The sequence below is a fragment of the Streptomyces sp. NBC_01498 genome, assembly GCF_036327775.1.
Lineage (GTDB): Bacteria > Actinomycetota > Actinomycetes > Streptomycetales > Streptomycetaceae > Streptomyces.
In genome coordinates this window covers 3,520,301-3,536,211 of record NZ_CP109598.1, presented here as the reverse complement: position 1 = coordinate 3,536,211, position 15,911 = coordinate 3,520,301, and the positions used below count along the sequence as shown (strand labels likewise).

The 15,911-nt window shown below is 70.9% G+C and carries 14 protein-coding genes; 7 read left to right on the top strand and 7 right to left on the bottom strand.

The genetic code is table 11. The features are described 5' to 3' along the window. Positions 1-208 precede the first annotated feature (208 nt). Positions 209-787, top strand: coding sequence for a recombinase family protein (locus OG875_RS15040; RefSeq protein ID WP_330174739.1), 579 nt, complete (start codon positions 209-211; stop codon positions 785-787). Between the two features lie 68 nt (positions 788-855). On the opposite strand, the gene OG875_RS15035 is transcribed toward OG875_RS15040, so the two are convergent. Next, the gene (locus OG875_RS15035) at positions 856-1,437 is read right to left on the bottom strand and encodes an XRE family transcriptional regulator (RefSeq protein WP_330177750.1); all 582 of its coding nucleotides are present in this window, start codon (positions 1,435-1,437) and stop codon (positions 856-858) included. A gap of 281 nt (positions 1,438-1,718) precedes the next feature. On the opposite strand from OG875_RS15035, the gene OG875_RS15030 reads away from it, so the two are divergent. Genes OG875_RS15030 through OG875_RS15020 form a run of 3 tightly spaced genes read left to right on the top strand, consistent with a single transcriptional unit; the run spans position 1,719 to position 4,012 of the window. Then, the gene (locus tag OG875_RS15030; RefSeq protein WP_114660140.1) at positions 1,719-1,916 is read left to right on the top strand and encodes a hypothetical protein; all 198 of its coding nucleotides are present in this window, start codon (positions 1,719-1,721) and stop codon (positions 1,914-1,916) included. Next, positions 1,913-2,110, top strand: coding sequence for a hypothetical protein (locus tag OG875_RS15025; protein ID WP_228447158.1), 198 nt, complete (start codon positions 1,913-1,915; stop codon positions 2,108-2,110). Before OG875_RS15030 ends, OG875_RS15025 begins: the two co-directional genes overlap by 4 nt. A 51-nt stretch (positions 2,111-2,161) precedes the next feature. Further along, positions 2,162-4,012 (top strand): NHL domain-containing thioredoxin family protein, encoded by a 1,851-nt coding sequence (locus tag OG875_RS15020; RefSeq protein ID WP_330174738.1) that lies wholly within the window; start codon positions 2,162-2,164, stop codon positions 4,010-4,012. Between the two features lie 291 nt (positions 4,013-4,303). Here OG875_RS15020 and OG875_RS15015 read toward each other — a convergent pair whose 3' ends face one another. The 3 genes from OG875_RS15015 to OG875_RS15005 form a co-directional block, all read right to left on the bottom strand. Next, positions 4,304-4,519, bottom strand: a complete 216-nt coding sequence (locus tag OG875_RS15015) for a DUF6458 family protein (protein WP_330174737.1) — start codon at positions 4,517-4,519, stop codon at positions 4,304-4,306. 161 nt (positions 4,520-4,680) lie between these two features. Continuing rightward, positions 4,681-5,985 (bottom strand): M18 family aminopeptidase, encoded by a 1,305-nt coding sequence (locus OG875_RS15010; protein WP_330174736.1) that lies wholly within the window; start codon positions 5,983-5,985, stop codon positions 4,681-4,683. Positions 5,986-6,293: 308 nt separating this feature from the next. Continuing rightward, positions 6,294-8,120 carry an acyl-CoA dehydrogenase gene (locus OG875_RS15005; protein ID WP_330174735.1) on the bottom strand — a complete coding sequence of 609 codons (1,827 nt, stop codon included), beginning with the start codon at positions 8,118-8,120 and terminating at the stop codon, positions 6,294-6,296. 237 nt (positions 8,121-8,357) lie between these two features. Between OG875_RS15005 and OG875_RS15000 the strand changes: the two genes are divergently transcribed. Continuing rightward, entirely contained in the window at positions 8,358-8,816 is a 459-nt protein-coding gene (locus OG875_RS15000; RefSeq protein WP_330174734.1) for an SseB family protein, read from the top strand. 133 nt (positions 8,817-8,949) lie between these two features. On the opposite strand, the gene OG875_RS14995 is transcribed toward OG875_RS15000, so the two are convergent. Beyond that, positions 8,950-9,621, bottom strand: coding sequence for a hypothetical protein (locus OG875_RS14995; protein ID WP_330174733.1), 672 nt, complete (start codon positions 9,619-9,621; stop codon positions 8,950-8,952). A 56-nt stretch (positions 9,622-9,677) separates the two neighbouring features. After that, positions 9,678-10,181, bottom strand: coding sequence for a hypothetical protein (locus tag OG875_RS14990; protein WP_330174732.1), 504 nt, complete (start codon positions 10,179-10,181; stop codon positions 9,678-9,680). A 470-nt stretch (positions 10,182-10,651) separates the two neighbouring features. Here OG875_RS14990 and OG875_RS14985 point away from each other — a divergent pair, with 470 nt between their 5' ends. Both OG875_RS14985 and OG875_RS14980 read left to right on the top strand, forming a co-directional pair. After that, the gene (locus OG875_RS14985; RefSeq protein ID WP_330174731.1) at positions 10,652-11,638 is read left to right on the top strand and encodes a pirin family protein; all 987 of its coding nucleotides are present in this window, start codon (positions 10,652-10,654) and stop codon (positions 11,636-11,638) included. 231 nt (positions 11,639-11,869) lie between these two features. After that, positions 11,870-12,937 carry an AI-2E family transporter gene (locus OG875_RS14980; protein WP_330174730.1) on the top strand — a complete coding sequence of 356 codons (1,068 nt, stop codon included), beginning with the start codon at positions 11,870-11,872 and terminating at the stop codon, positions 12,935-12,937. Between the two features lie 579 nt (positions 12,938-13,516). On the opposite strand, the gene OG875_RS14975 is transcribed toward OG875_RS14980, so the two are convergent. After that, positions 13,517-15,829, bottom strand: coding sequence for an ATP-binding SpoIIE family protein phosphatase (locus OG875_RS14975; RefSeq protein ID WP_330174729.1), 2,313 nt, complete (start codon positions 15,827-15,829; stop codon positions 13,517-13,519). Positions 15,830-15,911: the final 82 nt, after the last annotated feature.

The following is a 15,911-nucleotide window of genomic DNA, read 5'->3' as shown; positions in this document are numbered from 1 at the left end:
GCTCCTCTCGGTCGGTACGGGTCTGGTGGTTGAGAGGGCGCGTGCGCTGCCGTGGCGCAGCGTGACGGCCGACGGGGCGTCCATCAAACGATGGTTTATGAGACGGCCCACCGGGTGACCCCAGGGGGCCGGATTGACGTTCAAAACCCGTCTCAAAACCCGCCGCAAGCCTCTACCGTTCTGAGACGAGTTATGAGACTGTCTCCTCGTGGACACGAACACGGGACACCTCATCGGATACGCGCGAGTCTCAGGGGACGACCAGGAAGCACAGTTGCAGCTCGACGCGCTCAAGGAGGCGGGTTGCGCTCGGGTCTTCACCGACAAGGCGAGCGGGAAGAACACGGAGCGCCCGGAGCTGACGGCCGTTCTCGACTACGTACGCCCCGGGGACACCCTGTGCGTGTGGAAGCTGGACCGGTTCGCGCGGTCGCTGATCGACCTGGTGAACATGGTGGACGCTCTTGCCACAAGGGGTGTCGGGTTCAAGGTGCTCACGGGTGCGCTGGCGAGCATCGATCCGAACACCCCGGACGGTCGCCTCATGCTCCAAGTCGTTGGCGCCATGGCGGAGTTCGAGCGGTCGCTGATTCAGGAGCGGACGCGTGCGGGTCTCGACGCTGCCCGTGCTCAGGGCCGTACGGGTGGACGTCCGGCGGTCATGGACGCTGACAAGCTCGCTGCTGCCAAGGCGCGCCGGGCGAAGGGGGAGAGTGTGACGGCGGTGGCCAAGGCGGTGGGTGTGTCCCGTGCGACGCTGTACCGGGCGCTTGCCGACACGGAGTGATCCGACTTCAGCCCGAGAGGCCGTTCACCGATGGGGTGGGCGGTTTTTCTCGTGTCCGGGCGTCGACGTCAAGACCTCTTGGGTGTCGCGCTCTTCCAAAGCTCTTCACCGTGCTCGCTGAACCGGTCGAACATGCCACCGTCACCGCGCCTGTGGAGGTGGAGGAGCGGCGAATCATGGCCAACCAGACGCGCAAGGTGGGGAGTTACGAGGGCGTCGGCATCGAACCGGAACACGGAGAGGCTCACATGGTTGATCGCGTCTTCCGGAGCGCTGAGGCGTGTCTCAAGGCCGTCCAATGGGCCGAGGCGGTCAAGGTGTTCCAGTGTGATGCGGATGCGTGTGGAGACTGTCAGGGCCACATCCTCGATGCTCTCCCGCTGGCGGGTCACCTCGCCGTCGGGGTCTCCCAGCAGGAAGCGGACGCGACACCCCGAAGCGACTTTCCGGCGCAGTATTTCGGGGAACGCGGGAACCTGGGTCCACAGGAAGTAGTTCGTGTATCCAGCGAAGAACAGGTCGGCGCCGGCATCGCTGATCAGCTCGTTCCACACCGTCGACGGGCATGCGGAGCGGTACGGGTAGCTGTGGACTAGTTCGCGGTCGTGGCCGCTCTTGATGCGGTCTTTGACTACCTGGGGCCAGATCATTTCCTCGTCCACTCCCAACGCCCGGCAGGCGTCATCGCGGTTCCGTGCGTGGGGCGTCAGCTCAGCGTCCGCCAGCCATCGTTCGACTGTCTTGCCAGTCACACCAATATGCACGGCAAGCTGACGTGTACTGACACCGGCATCTGCCATAGCTGATCGTAGGGCTGAGTTCAAGAGGTCTCCCGCAGACGTTTGGGCCTTTCTGTGACCGTAGCGAACAACGGCTCAACTGTCGTCCGCTCGGAGTGGATACGTCCATGAGGGCGCATCACGATCACGGAATGACCGAACCGACGCGTTACCAGACCATGCCGGTGGAACTGCCGTTACGTATGGAGTTGGAGCCGACCCCGGTGGAGGGGTGTCCGGGCTGCACCGAACTCGCGAACGTGCGGGACCGTGCGCGTACCGGTGGCGACATGACCACGGTGTCCGACTGCAACGTCTACATGAGGCGGCACCCGGAGGGGCACGGGTGATCGCGCGCGACGACATCGGCGCACAGGTGGAGGACGCCACCGGACGTGTCGGCATCCTGCGCGACGTGATCCCCGACTATGAGGACCCCGCCGAGCCCTCGTGGCTGCGCCGCAAGCGTCCGACGGCGTTCCTGCGGCCTGCGGGCGGGGGTGCCGAGTGGCTGGTGCCCCCGGACGATGTGAGGCGGGTGTAGCGGGTCCGGGGGTGTCGTGGCCGCCCTGGCGGTAGTGGCACCCTTGACGTCATGAGTAAGCGTGCACGCGTCCGCGCCCCTGAGCTGCAAGGGCGATCCTGGATCAATACCGGCGGTAAGGAACTGTCCCTCGCGGACTTCCGAGGTCGCACATTGGTGCTAGATTTCTGGACCTTCTGCTGCGTCAACTGCCTGCATGTCATCGACGAGTTGCGCGAGCTGGAGCAGAAGCACAGCGACACCGTCGTGGTCGTAGGCGTGCACTCGCCGAAGTTCGTCCACGAGGCGGAGCACGCCGCCGTCGTGGACGCCGTCGAGCGGTACGAGGTGCACCACCCCGTCCTCGACGACCCCGAGCTGGCGACCTGGAAGCAGTACGCCGTACGGGCCTGGCCCACGCTCGTCGTGATCGACCCCGAGGGGTACGTCGTCGCGCAGCACGCGGGCGAGGGGCACGCGCACGCCATCGAGCGGCTGGTCGAGGAGCTGGAGGCCGAGCACGCCGCGAAGGGCACCCTGCGGCGCGGCGACGGCCCCTATGTCGCGCCCGCCCCCGTCGCCACCGACCTGCGCTTCCCCGGCAAGGTCCTCGCGCTGCCCTCCGGGAACTTCCTGGTCTCCGACTCCACCCGCCACCAGCTGGTCGAACTGGCGGCGGACGGCGAGAGCGTCGTACGCCGGATCGGACACGGCGAGCGCGGCTTCGGACCCGACGGCCCCGGAGCCGACACCGGGTTCAGCGAGCCGCAGGGGCTCGCCGCGCTCGCGGACGGCCGGATCGCCGTCGCCGACACCGTGAACCACGCGATCCGCGCCTACGACCCCGTCACCGGCACCGTCGAGACCCTGGCCGGCACCGGCCGCCAGTGGTGGCAGGGCTCGCCGACCCACGGGCCCGCCCTGGAGGTGGCGCTCTCCTCGCCGTGGGACGTGGCCTGGTGGCAGGACCGGCTGTGGATCGCGATGGCCGGGACGCACCAGCTGTGGACGTACGACCCGGCGGCCGGCACCGTCGCCGTCGCGGCCGGGACCACCAACGAAGGCCTGGTCGACGGACCCGCCGCCGAGGCGTGGTTCGCGCAGCCCTCCGGGCTCGCCGCGACGGCGGACCGGCTGTGGGTGGCCGACTCCGAGACCAGCGCCCTGCGGTACGTGGAACGGTACGTGGAACGGGACGGGGAGGGGGACGGCAAGGCGGACGGGGCGGGCTTCGCCGTGCGGACGGCCGTCGGCACCGGGCTCTTCGACTTCGGCCACCGCGACGGCGCGGCCGGTCAGGCCCTGCTCCAGCACCCGCTGGGTGTGACCGCCCTGCCGGACGGCTCGGTGGCCGTGTCGGACACGTACAACCACGCGCTGCGCCGCTACGACCCGGCGACCGGCGAGGTCACGACGCTCGCCACGGATCTGCGCGAGCCGTCCGGCGCGGTGCTCGTCGGTGACGACATCGTCGTGGTCGAGTCCGCCCGGCACCGGCTGACCCGGCTGCGGCTTCCTGAGGAGGCCGTGCGCGTCGAGTCGGTCGCGCACCGCACCCGGCGCGCCACGACCGAGGTCGCGCCGGGCGCGCTGCGGCTGGATGTCGTCTTCGAGGCGCCCCGGGGGCAGAAGCTGGACACCCGTTACGGTCCCTCGACCCGGCTGCTGGTCTCCGCCACCCCGCCGGAACTGCTGGCGGAGGGGGCCGGTGCCGGTACGGAGCTGGGCCGGGACCTGGTCCTGGCGGACGGTGTCACGGAGGGGGTGCTGCACGTCTCGGCGATGGCCGCGTCCTGCGACGACGCTCCGGAGATCGAGTACCCGGCGTGCCATGTGCACCAGCAGGACTGGGGCGTGCCCGTACGGGTCACGGCGTCGGGCACGGGCCGGCTGGGTCTGGTGCTGGCCGGGCTGGACGCGTAGGGCGGGGAAGGCAGGTACTTCGTGGAGGTTCCATTCCGGACGCGGCGGAGGTTCCGTTCCGGACCCGCTGGAGGTTCTGTGGGTCCGGCGGTCGGGTGGTCCGGCGGCCCGGCGGGTCCGTCGGACAGGCCCTCGGGCGGGGCGCGCACCTGACGGGGTGCGGGGGCGTATCGCCCACCGGCCCGTACCGGGTCCCGTACCGCCCACCGGTCCGGCCGGGCGCCCTCCGGCCGGCGTGGGCGTACGCGTACGCCCGGCCCCGCGCCGCTCGGCGGGGCCGTACGCCGCGGGTTACAGCGGCCGGTCGCGCTCGATCACGGTCGGCTGCGCCTGCACGATCGCCCGCCGGCGCTTCGCCATGCTCGTGAACGTCGCGATACCGATGAGGCCGACCGCCATCAGGATCACCCCGACGAGGTCGAGGTTGACGCTCTCCGCCTCCCAGTCCGTCGCGAACGTGAGGATCGCCCCCACGGCGATCAGTGCGATGCATCCGCCTACGCCCATGAATCCCGCCTCCTGATACGAGTGGTGGCCGTTCCCGGGCCGCTATGCGGGTACCCGGCCCGGGAACACCCATGCAGGAGCAGGTGAGTTCGGCCTTCGCGCCGGCCCTCCCGCAGGTCTTGCGGCCGGTCTTCCCGCCGGCCTCGCGGCCGGCTCCCGCGTCAGCTCTCCAGGAACGCCGTCAGGGCGTTCGCCAGCAGGAACGGGTCGTCCGCGCCGCACAGTTCGCGCGCGCTGTGCATCGACACGATCGCCGCCCCGATGTCGACGGTCTTGATGCCGTGCCGGGCCGCCGTGATCGGGCCGATCGTCGTACCGCACGGCATCGAGTTGTTCGAGACGAACGACTGCCAGGGCACCCCGGCCCGCTCGCACGCCGCCGCGAACATCGCGCGCCCGGCGCCGTCCGTCGCGTACCGCATGTTGACGTTGACCTTGAGGATCGGGCCGCCGTTGACGCGCGGGTGGTGCGTCGGGTCGTGGCGCTCCGCGTAGTTGGGGTGCACGGCGTGGCCGGTGTCGGAGGAGAGGCAGACCGTGCCCGCCAGCGCCCGCGCCCGGTCCTCGGACGAGCCACCGCGCGCCAGGACCGAGCGCTCCAGCACCGTGCCGAGCAGCGGCCCGTCGGCGCCGGTGTCGGACTGGGAGCCGGTCTCCTCGTGGTCGAAGGCGGCGAGCACGGGGATGTACGGCAGGGCCGTGCCCGTCCCGGCGGCCCCGGCGACGGCGGCCAGCGCGGCCGTACCGGCGTGCACCGACAGCAGGTTGTCCATCCGGGGCCCGGCGACCAGTTCACGGTCGCGCCCGAGATACGCGGGCGGCTCGACGGAGTGCGGCATCAGGTCCCAGCCGGTGACGTCGGACGCGTCGACCCCGGCCTCCTCGGCGACGAAGCCGATCAGATCGCCCTCGGCGGCCTCGCCGAGCCCCCAGATCGGCTGCATGTGCCGCTGCGGGTTCAGCTTCAGACCGTCGGTGTTGACGCCCCGGTCGAGATGGACGGCCAGCTGCGGTACGCGCAGCAGCGGCCGGTCCACGTGGACCAGTCGGTGGGTGCCGTCCCGCAGGGAGAGCCGGCCGGCCAGCCCGAGGTCGCGGTCCAGCCATGTGTTGAGCAGCGGCCCCCCGTACACCTCGACGGCGACCTGCCGCCAGCCGTACGCGCCGGTGTCCGGCAGCGGCTTGACCCGGAGGTTGGGGGAGTCCGTGTGCGCGCCGACGATCCGGAACGGGGTGTGCTGCGCGGCCCCCTCGGGGACGTACCAGGCGATGAGCGCGCCGCCGCGCACCACGTACGCGCCGCCGCTGGTCCCCTCCCACGCGTCGGTCTCCCGGACCTGCCGGAAACCGGCCTTCTCCAGGCGCTCGGCCGCGTTCGCCACCGCGTGGTACGGCGTGGGGCTGGCGGCGAGGAAGGTCATCAGGTCGTCTGTGTGGCCGCGGTCGAAGCGGGCGGATGTGCTCATGGGATCACCATAACGAGCCATTCTTCAGCCACTCCCGGTGCCGATGGCGGACGCTGTCCGTCCGGAAACGTCCGAAAGCGCGCCGCCGCGCGCCGCGGAACCCACAAGCCCACCCGCGCACCCTCGCACCCCCCGCACGAACGCCGGACGGGCCTCGGGGGATGACGAGGCTCGTCCGGCTTCTCGGGAGCCGACGCCGGAGTCGGCGTTCGGGAGCCGATGTTCTTGAGGCGGCGTTCGATGGACGACGTTCTTGAGTCGGCGTTCGGGAGGCGTCCTCCTCAGGAGGCGGTCGCCGGAACGGGACCCTAGAAGGCCGCCTCGTCCAGCTCCATCAGCGAGTTGTCCACGGACTCGGCGACCGCGCGCTCCGTCGAGACACCGGGCAGGACGCTCGCGGCGAAGAACTTCGCCGCCGCGATCTTGCCCTGGTAGAAGGCCACGTCCTTCGCGGACGCCGTCTCCAGCTTCTCCACGGCCACCGCCGCGCCGCGCAGCAGCAGATAGCCGACGACCACGTCTCCCGAGGCCATCAGCAGCCGGGTCGTGTTCAGGCCGACCTTGTAGATGTTCTTGACGTCCTCGGCGGTGGCGGTGAGGTCCGTCAGCATCTTCCCGACGATCGCCTCCAGGTCGACGGCCGCCTTGGCGAGCGCGTCACGCGCCGGGGCCAGCTCGGTGCCGCCGGTGCCGACGGCGAGGAACTGCTTGATCTCCTCGGCGAGGGTGTTCAGCGCCTGGCCCTGGTCGCGGACGATCTTCCTGAAGAAGAAGTCCTGGCCCTGGATGGCGGTGGTGCCCTCGTAGAGGGTGTCGATCTTGGCGTCCCGGATGTACTGCTCGATCGGGTACTCCTGGAGGTACCCGGAGCCGCCGAGCGTCTGGAGCGACTGGGCGAGCTGTTCGTACGACTTCTCGGAGCCGTAGCCCTTGACGATCGGCAGCAGCAGGTCGTTCAGCGCGTGCTCCGCCTTGACGTCCTCGCCGTCCGCCTCCTTCTTGGCGATCTCGTCCTGGAGGGAGGCGGTGTACAGCACCAGCGCGCGCATGCCCTCCGCGTACGCCTTCTGCGTCATCAGCGAGCGGCGTACGTCGGGGTGGTGCGTGACGGTGACCTTGGGCGCGGTCTTGTCCATGAACTGGGACAGGTCGGGGCCCTGGACACGCTCCTTGGCGTACTCCAGCGCGTTCAGATAGCCCGTCGAGAGCGCCGCGATGGCCTTCGTGCCGACCATCATCCGGGCGAACTCGATGATCATGAACATCTGGCGGATGCCGTCGTGCTTGTCACCGATCAGCCAGCCCCTGGCGGGGTGCCGGTCGCCGAAGGTCAGCTCGCACGTGTTGGACGCCTTGAGGCCCATCTTGTGCTCGACGTTCGTCGCGTACACGCCGTTGCGCTCGCCGAGCTCGCCGGTCTCCCAGTCGAACTCGTACTTCGGTACGAGGAAGAGCGACAGGCCCTTCGTGCCCGGTCCGGCGCCCTCGGGGCGGGCCAGCACGTAGTGAAGGATGTTCTCCGACATGTCGTGCTCACCGGACGTGATGAAGCGCTTCACGCCCTCGATGTGCCACGAGCCGTCCTCCTGCTCGACGGCCTTTGTCCGGCCCGCGCCCACGTCGGAGCCCGCGTCGGGCTCGGTGAGCACCATCGTGGAGCCCCACTGCTGCTCCACGGCGATCCCGGCGATCTTCTTCTGCGCCTCGTTGCCCTCCTCGAAGAGGATGCCGGCGAAGGCCGGGCCCGAGGTGTACATCCAGATAGCCGGGTTGGCGCCGAGCAGCAGCTCCGCGTACGCCCAGATCAGGGAGCGGGGCGAGGTGGTGCCGCCGATCTCCTCGGGGAGGCCCAGGCGCCAGTACTCCGAGTCCATGAACGCCTGGTAGCTCTTCTTGAAGGAGGCGGGCACGGGTGCGGTGCTCGTCGCCGGGTCGAAGACGGGCGGATTGCGGTCCGCGTCGGCGTAGGAGGCGGCCAGCTCGGTCTCGGCGAGCTTGGTGACCTCGGAAAGGATGGTCCTGGCGGTCTCGACGTCCATCTCCGCGAACGGGCCCGTGCCGTACAGCTTGTCGCGCCCGAGGACCTCGAAGAGGTTGAACTCGATGTCGCGGAGATTCGACTTGTAGTGCCCCATGGCGACGGCTCCGTAAGCGGTTTGGGAGGCGAATTCCTCGTACCCGTACTCAGTGGTGACTACGATGATGCTACCCGCCGGTAATAAGATGCAACCCCCTCCCGGACATCTGTGACGAGCGCGACGAGTCACAACGAGTCGCATCCGGGGCCGCCGCGCGCCGGCGGGACGCGACGGGCGGCAACGAGAAGCGCCCGCCGGTCCAACCGGGGGCCTTTCCTCAGTACTCTTGGCGTCATGTACGGCTACGACCAGAACGCTGGCGCCCAGCAGCAGTACGCGCCCCCGCAGCAGCCGATGGGCGGCTACGGGGAGCAGCCGCTGTACCCCGAGCCGTCCCCTCCGTCGCTGGCGGACGCGGTGCGGGCGTTCACGACCGGGTCGCTCTCCGCGGAGGACTTCCAGCAGATCTTCGCCACGTCGAAGGTCTACTGCCCGCGCGGTGACAACCCCGGCTTCCTGGCCCTGCACAACACCCAGCAGCCGGTCATCCCGATGTTCAGCACGCTCAAGGAGCTGCGGCGGTACGCGGGCAAGGAGTCGAAGTACTTCGTGATCACGGGCGCGGAGGTCATCGACCTGCTGCCGACGGGCTACGGCTTCGTGATCGACATGGAGGGCGACCACCGGATGGTCTTCGACGCCAAGGCCGTGGAGCAGATGGTCGACTTCGCGATGCGCCGGATGTACGGCTGAGTCCTTCCCCGTTCTCGCCGTCCTCGCCGCGTCCTCTTCAGAAGGTTTCAGAGGTTTCAGAAGGAGCTGACGAAGGCGCCGGCCGGGCTGGATGATCCAGCCCGGCCGGCGCCCTTCCTACAGAGGTCGGAATCTAGCCGCAGTGCTCGGTGCGCTCCTGGTCCGTCATCGCCCGGGTGTGCTGGGTCTTGGTGCTGGGCGCGTCGGGCAGCGGGCCGGTCGCGTCGAACGGCACGTACCAGTAGTAGTGGCCGTAGAACGGGTCCGGGAAGTGCATTTCGTACTGCCCGCTGAAGCGCTGCATCTGCGCCTCACGTGTCACCCAGCCGACCTCGCCGGGCCGCACGTCGACGTTGGTCTGCTCCGACTCGGTGTGCGAACTCTCCCAGGTGTGGCTGTAGTTGGTCTCGATGCTCACCTTGAAGACCTTCGCGAAGCCCACCTCCGCGCTGAGTGAGACCCCGACGCTGTTGGACTCGCCGGTCGTGTCCGACCAGCCGACGGTGGAGCGCTGGAGGTCGGCCGTGCAGTTGAAGGCGCTGTCGCCGACCTGGTGCGCCTCGCTCATGGAGGTCTCCGGCGGGCCGGAGGGGTGGAAGACACAGAGGTCGGTGCCGTTGTCGCACTTGTCGAGCAGCTCACGGATGGTGGGCTGCTCCTCGGCCGCCTGGGCGCTGGTGGGGGCCAGTGCCATGCCGCCGGTGGTCAGCGCCGCCGCCAGCAGGATGGGGAGCCGGGCCCTGGTGCGCCTGGTCCTCGTGGGGCTGCCGTCGCTGCGGTTTTTGCTGCTGCGGGTGTGGTTCATGTGTGCTCCGTGCGATGTGGGGGGTCGGGTGTACGCGGTACGGGGCCGGCCCGGCGTCAGCTGAAGCCGATCGACTGGGTGCGGTCGTTCATGAAGGCGCCGATGTCGGGGGCGTTCTCCTCGAACGGTCCGTCCCGGTCTCCGCCGAGATTCGGCTCCGGGTAGAGCCAGAGCCAGCAGTTGGCCCAGGGCTGCACGGAGCTGATGCGGTTCTTCCAGTCGTCCGGCAGGTCGTACTGGTAGTTGACCCAGCCGTCCTTCTCGCAGGGCGCGGTGCCGTAGACGGTCAGCGAGGAGCCGCCGTACTGCGGGTCGTCGAAGAACGTGCCCTGGATGACGTCGCCGGCCATGACGCGGGGGCCGTTGCCCTGTCCGCTCTTCGCGGCGTCGAGCGCTTCGGGAAGGGTCGCGAAGCAGGTCTCGGCGCCCGTGCGGGCATCGACGGCGCAGTGCGGCTTCTCGTCGGCGACGGCCGACGGGGCGACGAGCGCGCCGGTGGCGAGCAGGGCCGCCGTGCCGACTCCGGTGCGGCGGGTGAAACGGGCGAATCTTGTCGACATGGGCAACTCCATTTCAGTGGGGGGAAGTTGGCCAGTTGTCGCCGGGGCTCCTAGCCGGGGAAACGGAAGGGAAACCAGATGCCCGCTCTTGCCCGCAATTCGGGTACGGAGACGCAGGTCGGCTCCTGGGGCGTGACCGCTTCAGTGGGGCGATCGGGCAATGGAGTGGCTGCTGGGGCGAGTCGTCCGGTTACGGAGGGTGGCTCGCGGACAGGCATGGCGAGGTGTGGCGGTGCACGTGGCGGCGGACGTGAGGACGGGCGTGGCTCGTGCGCGCGGACGCGCCGGGCGGGCGTGGCTCGTGCGCGGGCGCGAGAACGGGCGTGGCTCGACGTGCGGGCGCGCGCGACGGCGGGCGTCCGGGCGCGGCGGCGCGCGTCGGAAGCGGGCGCGGGCCGCCGGGAATACTTGCCCGCTTGCCAGATGTTCACCGTTCAACTAAATTGGAGCCAAAGCCGAGGAGGCCCCCGATGCCCGCTGTGACCGTCGAAAACCCGCTGACCCTTCCCCGCGTCACGGCGGCTCCCGACGCCGTCGCCCGCCCCGTACTCACCGTCTCCACCGCCCCCAGCGGTTTCGAGGGCGAGGGCTTCCCGGTGCGCCGGGCGTTCGCCGGGATCAACTACCAGCACCTCGACCCGTTCATCATGATGGACCAGATGGGCGAGGTGGAGTATCAGCCCGGGGAGCCGAAGGGCACCCCCTGGCACCCGCACCGCGGCTTCGAGACCGTCACGTACATCATCGACGGCATATTCGACCACCAGGACTCCAACGGTGGCGGCGGCACCATCACCAACGGCGACACGCAGTGGATGACGGCGGGCGCGGGCCTGCTGCACATCGAGGCTCCGCCGGAGCACCTCGTCGCGTCGGGCGGTCTCTTCCACGGCCTCCAGCTGTGGGTGAACCTGCCGGCCAAGGACAAGATGATGGCCCCGCGCTACCAGGACATCCGCGGCGGCCAGGTCCAGCTGCTCACCTCTCCCGACGGCGGCGCGCTGCTGCGGGTGATCGCGGGCGCGCTGGACGGGCACGAGGGCCCCGGCATCACGCACACCCCGATCACGATGATCCACGCCACCCTGCGGCCGGGCGCCGAGGTCACGCTGCCGTGGCGCGAGGACTTCAACGGTCTCGCGTACGTGCTGGCGGGCCGCGGCACCGTCGGCGCCGACCGGCGGCCGGTCCGCACGGGCCAGACGGCGGTCTTCGGCACCGGGTCCTCGCTGACGGTGCGCGCGGACGGGTCCCAGGACGCGAACACCCCGGACCTGGAGGTCGTGCTGCTGGGCGGACAGCCCATACGTGAGCCGATGGCCCACTACGGCCCGTTCGTCATGAACACCCGCGACGAGCTCCAGCAGGCGTTCGACGACTTCCAGAAGGGCCGGCTGGGAACGATCCCCGCCGTGCACGGGATGACGGAGGGCGGGGTGCCCGAGGCCGGGGCGTAAGGCCCGGCGGAAGCACACGCGCGACGGGCCCCGTCCGGACACCGGACGGGGCCCGGTTCGTCCCGCGCACGGCTGGGGACCGGTTCGTCCCGCGTACGGGCGGGGGCCGGTTCGTCCCGCGTACGGGGCGGGCTTCTCCTCCGGGCGGGGCTCCCCCTCTGAGTGACACCCCGTCATCCACCCGGCCCCATCCGTGGGACACCGGCACGGGCGCCGTGGTCGGGTGGGCGGATGGAGAAGACGCGCGGCGGCGGCCCACCCGGCGTGCTGCCCTCCGAGGTGTGGCGGGTCGGTGCCTGGTGCGCGGTCCTGCTGCTCGTCGCCGGGGTCACGGCCGTCGCGGTGTGGGTCGTCGTCACCTTCAAGACCGCCGTCACGCCCGTCCTGCTGGCCATCCTCGGAGCCGCGCTGCTCGGCCCGCTCCACCGGCGGCTGGTCGCCATGAAGGTACCGAAGTCCCTGGCCGCCGGGCTGACCTGCGCGGCCGTGGTCGCGGTTGTCGGCGGGGCCGGGTACATCGTGGTCCTCGCGCTCATCGAGACCGGCGACCAGATCGTGGCCTCGCTCAAACAGGCCGGGCAGGATCTCAGCAAGCATCTGGGCGCGGCCGGGACGTCGCTGGACGATCTCGCGTCGAACGCGAAGAGCCTGCTCGACAAGTTCGGCGGGACCGCCGCCTCCGGGGTGATCACCGGGCTCAGCGTCGTCGGCGAGATGATCGCCACCAGCGTTCTCGCGCTGCTGCTGATCTTCTTCTTCCTCAAGGACTCCGACCGGGTCTCCGGGGCGCTGCGCTCCCTCGCCCCGCGCCGTACCGGCGACACCGTCGAGGCGATGGCGCGGCGCGCGTTCGGGGCGGTCGAGGGCTTCATGCGCGGGACGACGTTCATCGCGCTCATCGACGCGGTCTGCATCACCGTCGGCCTGCTGATCCTGCGGGTGCCGGGCGCGGTCGGTCTCGGGGCGCTGGTGTTCGTGGCGGCGTACATCCCTTATCTGGGCGCGTTCCTGTCCGGCGCGGTGGCCGTGCTCGTCGCGCTGGCCGACCGGGGGGTGGTGATCGCGCTGTGGGCGCTCGGGGTCGTACTGGCCGTACAGGTGCTGGAGGGGCATGTACTCCAGCCGATGATCCAGAGCCGCACGGTGCAGATGCATCCGGCGGTGGTGATGCTGGCGATCACGGCGGGCGCGAGTGTGGCGGGCATCCTCGGCATGCTGCTGGCGGTGCCGCTGACGGCGGCGGCGTTCGGCGTACTGGCGGAACTGCGCGAGCGGTACGAGGCGGACTCGGCGCCGTAGGCCGCTCCGACCGCCGACGCCTGGCCCCGCGCCCTTGGTGCGCTGCGCTGTCGGCCGCGCGCCCCTCGTACCCGCGTACGTCCGGTGCGAGGGTGACCGTCCGCCTCGCGATGTACGGCACTCCGGTGCCGCTGGCTGGTCCGGCGCCTGGGGTCGGATGGGCTCCGGGCGGTGCTCGGAAGGCCCCGTTCGGCTTCGGCGCCTTGCCGCGTTGTCGGCCGCGTACCCGCGTACGTCCGGTGCGAGGGTGACCGTCCGCCTCGCGATGTACGGCACTCCGGTGCCGCTGGCTGGTCCGATGCCTGGGGTCGGATGGGCTCCGGGCGGTGCTCGGAAGGCCCCGCTTGGCCCCGGCGCCCAGGGGCGGACGGCCCCCAGGCGTGCCCGGAAGACCTGCGGGGCGGCGTGCCGGCGCACACCTCGGACGGGCCGCCGCGCCGGACACCGTACGGGCCGACCCGAGGGCCGCCGCCGTACGCGTAAGCCGCCGGTTCTCGTACGGAGCCGGCCCCCGCCCCGCGAGGCGCCGCACCCGAAGCCCCCTTCCCGTCCCGCCCGCCGCCGCCCCCGGCGGCCGACTCACCCCCCGTTCGGCGCCCCGGCCTCGTCCGGATCATCCGGATCGTCGGTCCCGTCCACCCCGTCCACCCCACCCGCACTGCCCGCACTGCCCGAGCCACCCGCCCCACCCGCACCCCCGGGCTCATCCGTGTCCTCCACACCCTCCGCTTCATGCACCTCGTTCTCCTCGTCCCCCTCGGCAGCCTCGTGCGCCTCGTAGATCTCGAACCAGGTGGACTTCCCCTCCCCGCGCGGATCCACCCCCCACGCGTCCGCCAGCATCTCCATCAGCATCAGGCCGCGACCGCTCGACGCCAGTTCTCCCGGGCGCCGCTTGTGCGGCAGCTCGTCGCTGGCGTCCGCGACCTCCACCCGGAGCCGCCGCCGGCCCCGTTCGCCCGCCGCCTCCGCGATCAGGACCGCGTCGCCGTCCGTGTGCACGAGCACGTTCGTCGCCATCTCCGACACCATCAGCACCGCCGAGTCGACCTGCTCGTCGTCCGCCCAGTCGTGCAGCAGCGCCTTGAGCTGCCGCCGGGCGCTCGCCACCTGCTCCGGTTCGGCCTGGGAGATCGTCAGCACCGTGCGGCGCGGGGGCCGCCGCGCCGGGGTGCTCTCCCGCGAGAGCAGCAGCAGCGCGATGTCGTCCTCGCGCCGGTCCGCGAGCGGCCCGGTCGTGTAGTGCGAGCCGGGCCCGTGGACCGCCCCGACCAGCGCGTCCGCGAGCTTCTCCAGCGACACGCCCGTGTTGCTCTCCAGCACGGGCCGCAGCCGCGTCCAGCCGCTGAGCATGTCGTGCCCGCCGGTCTCGATCAGCCCGTCCGTGCACAGCATCAGCGTGTCGCCGGGCTCCAGCACGACCCGGCTCGTCGGATAGTCCGAGTCCGCCTCGATGCCCAGCGGCAGCCCGCCGGGCGTCTGCCGGATGAGGGCCGTGCCGTCGGCCGAGCGGATCACCGGGTCGGGGTGCCCGGCCCGCGCGATGTCGAGGGTGCCGGACTCCGGGTCGACCTCCATGTACAGACAGGTGGCGAAGCGCGGCACGGTGTAGTCGGCGTCCTCGCCGGTGTCGACCTGTTCGGGCAGCGTCGGTCCCTGGGCGGTCGGGAACTCGTACATCCCGTGCAGGAACCGCGAGGCGCGCGACAGTACGGCGTCCGGCCGGTGCCCCTCGGCGGCGTACGCGCGCAGGGCGATCCGCAGCTGTCCCATCAGGCCCGCGGCCCGTACGTCGTGCCCCTGGACGTCGCCGATGACCAGCGCGACCCTGGTGCCGCCGGGCAGCGGGATGATGTCGTACCAGTCGCCGCCCACCTGGAGCCCGCCGCCCGTGGGCACGTACCGCGCGGCCACACTCATCCCCGGGATGTCCGGCCCCAGCATCGGCATCATCGAGCGCTGGAGCCCCAGCGACAGCTCGCGTTCCGACTCAGTCACCTCGGCGCGCGCCAGCGCCTGCGCGAGCATCCTGGCGACCGTCGTCAGTACGGAGCGTTCGTCGGGCGTGAACGTCACCGGGTTCTTGAAGGCCGCCATCCAGGCGCCCATCGTGCGCCCGGCGACGATCAGCGGCACGAACGCCCAGGACCGGCGGCCGAACCCCTGTGCCAGCGGCCAGGTCGCCGGATAGCGGTCGTGGTACTCCTTCGGCGTCGCCAGGTAGATGGCCCGGCCGGTCCGTACGACCTCGGCCGCCGGGTAGTCCGTGGACACGGACATCTCGGTGAAGGGCCCTTCCGCGCCGTCCTCGTGCCCGTGGTGGCCGATGACGGTGAGCCGCTCCCCGTCGACCCCGAACACCGCGAGCCCGTCCGGCGAGAAGCCCGGCATCGACAGGGACGCGGCCACCCGCAGCACCTCGGCGGTGGAGCGCGCCTCGGCCAGCGCCCGCCCGGCGTCGAGCAGGAACGCCTCCCGGGAGCGCCGCCAGTCGCCGGCGACCGGGCTCTGCCCCGTCAGCGCCGCCGTCTGCGGCTCGGGGATCTCCTGGACGGTGCCGAGCAGCTCGTAGTCCTCGCCGTACTCCAGCTCTTTGATCAGCGGTTTCGAACGGGTCCTGACCGTACGCAGCACCCGGCCGTCCTCGGCGACGATCCGCACCTGGGCCTCGGCGAGCGTCTCCTCGGCGATGGCGAGGCGGACGATGCCGTACGACTCGTTCCAGTCGACCGGGTGCAGACGAGCCCGCATGGCCGCTTCGCTGAGGACGGTGGGCTTGGCGGGCAGCCCGAAGAGCCGGGCGGCCTCCGCGTCGAGGGTGATGAAGCCGGCCGCGTTGTCCCAGTGCCACACACCGGTCGCGATCGCGGCCAGTACATCCTCGGTGCGCATTTCACCACTTTAGACCGGTATGGGGGGCCGGTGTGGGGTCGAGCGGGCGTGCGGGTGGTCCCGTGGACATGACCGGGTCCGG

Coding starts and splice junctions, on each gene's coding strand:
- OG875_RS14995 (WP_330174733.1), bottom strand. CDS start 9,621: ATGAACCACACCCGCAGCAGCAAAAACCGCAGCGACGGCAGCCCCACG.
- OG875_RS15035 (WP_330177750.1), bottom strand. CDS start 1,437: ATGATCTGGCCCCAGGTAGTCAAAGACCGCATCAAGAGCGGCCACGAC.
- OG875_RS14975 (WP_330174729.1), bottom strand. CDS start 15,829: ATGCGCACCGAGGATGTACTGGCCGCGATCGCGACCGGTGTGTGGCAC.
- OG875_RS15015 (WP_330174737.1), bottom strand. CDS start 4,519: ATGGGCGTAGGCGGATGCATCGCACTGATCGCCGTGGGGGCGATCCTC.
- OG875_RS15030 (WP_114660140.1), top strand. CDS start 1,719: ATGACCGAACCGACGCGTTACCAGACCATGCCGGTGGAACTGCCGTTA.
- OG875_RS15010 (WP_330174736.1), bottom strand. CDS start 5,985: ATGAGCACATCCGCCCGCTTCGACCGCGGCCACACAGACGACCTGATG.
- OG875_RS15005 (WP_330174735.1), bottom strand. CDS start 8,120: ATGGGGCACTACAAGTCGAATCTCCGCGACATCGAGTTCAACCTCTTC.
- OG875_RS14990 (WP_330174732.1), bottom strand. CDS start 10,181: ATGTCGACAAGATTCGCCCGTTTCACCCGCCGCACCGGAGTCGGCACG.
- OG875_RS14980 (WP_330174730.1), top strand. CDS start 11,870: ATGGAGAAGACGCGCGGCGGCGGCCCACCCGGCGTGCTGCCCTCCGAG.
- OG875_RS15020 (WP_330174738.1), top strand. CDS start 2,162: ATGAGTAAGCGTGCACGCGTCCGCGCCCCTGAGCTGCAAGGGCGATCC.
- OG875_RS14985 (WP_330174731.1), top strand. CDS start 10,652: ATGCCCGCTGTGACCGTCGAAAACCCGCTGACCCTTCCCCGCGTCACG.
- OG875_RS15000 (WP_330174734.1), top strand. CDS start 8,358: ATGTACGGCTACGACCAGAACGCTGGCGCCCAGCAGCAGTACGCGCCC.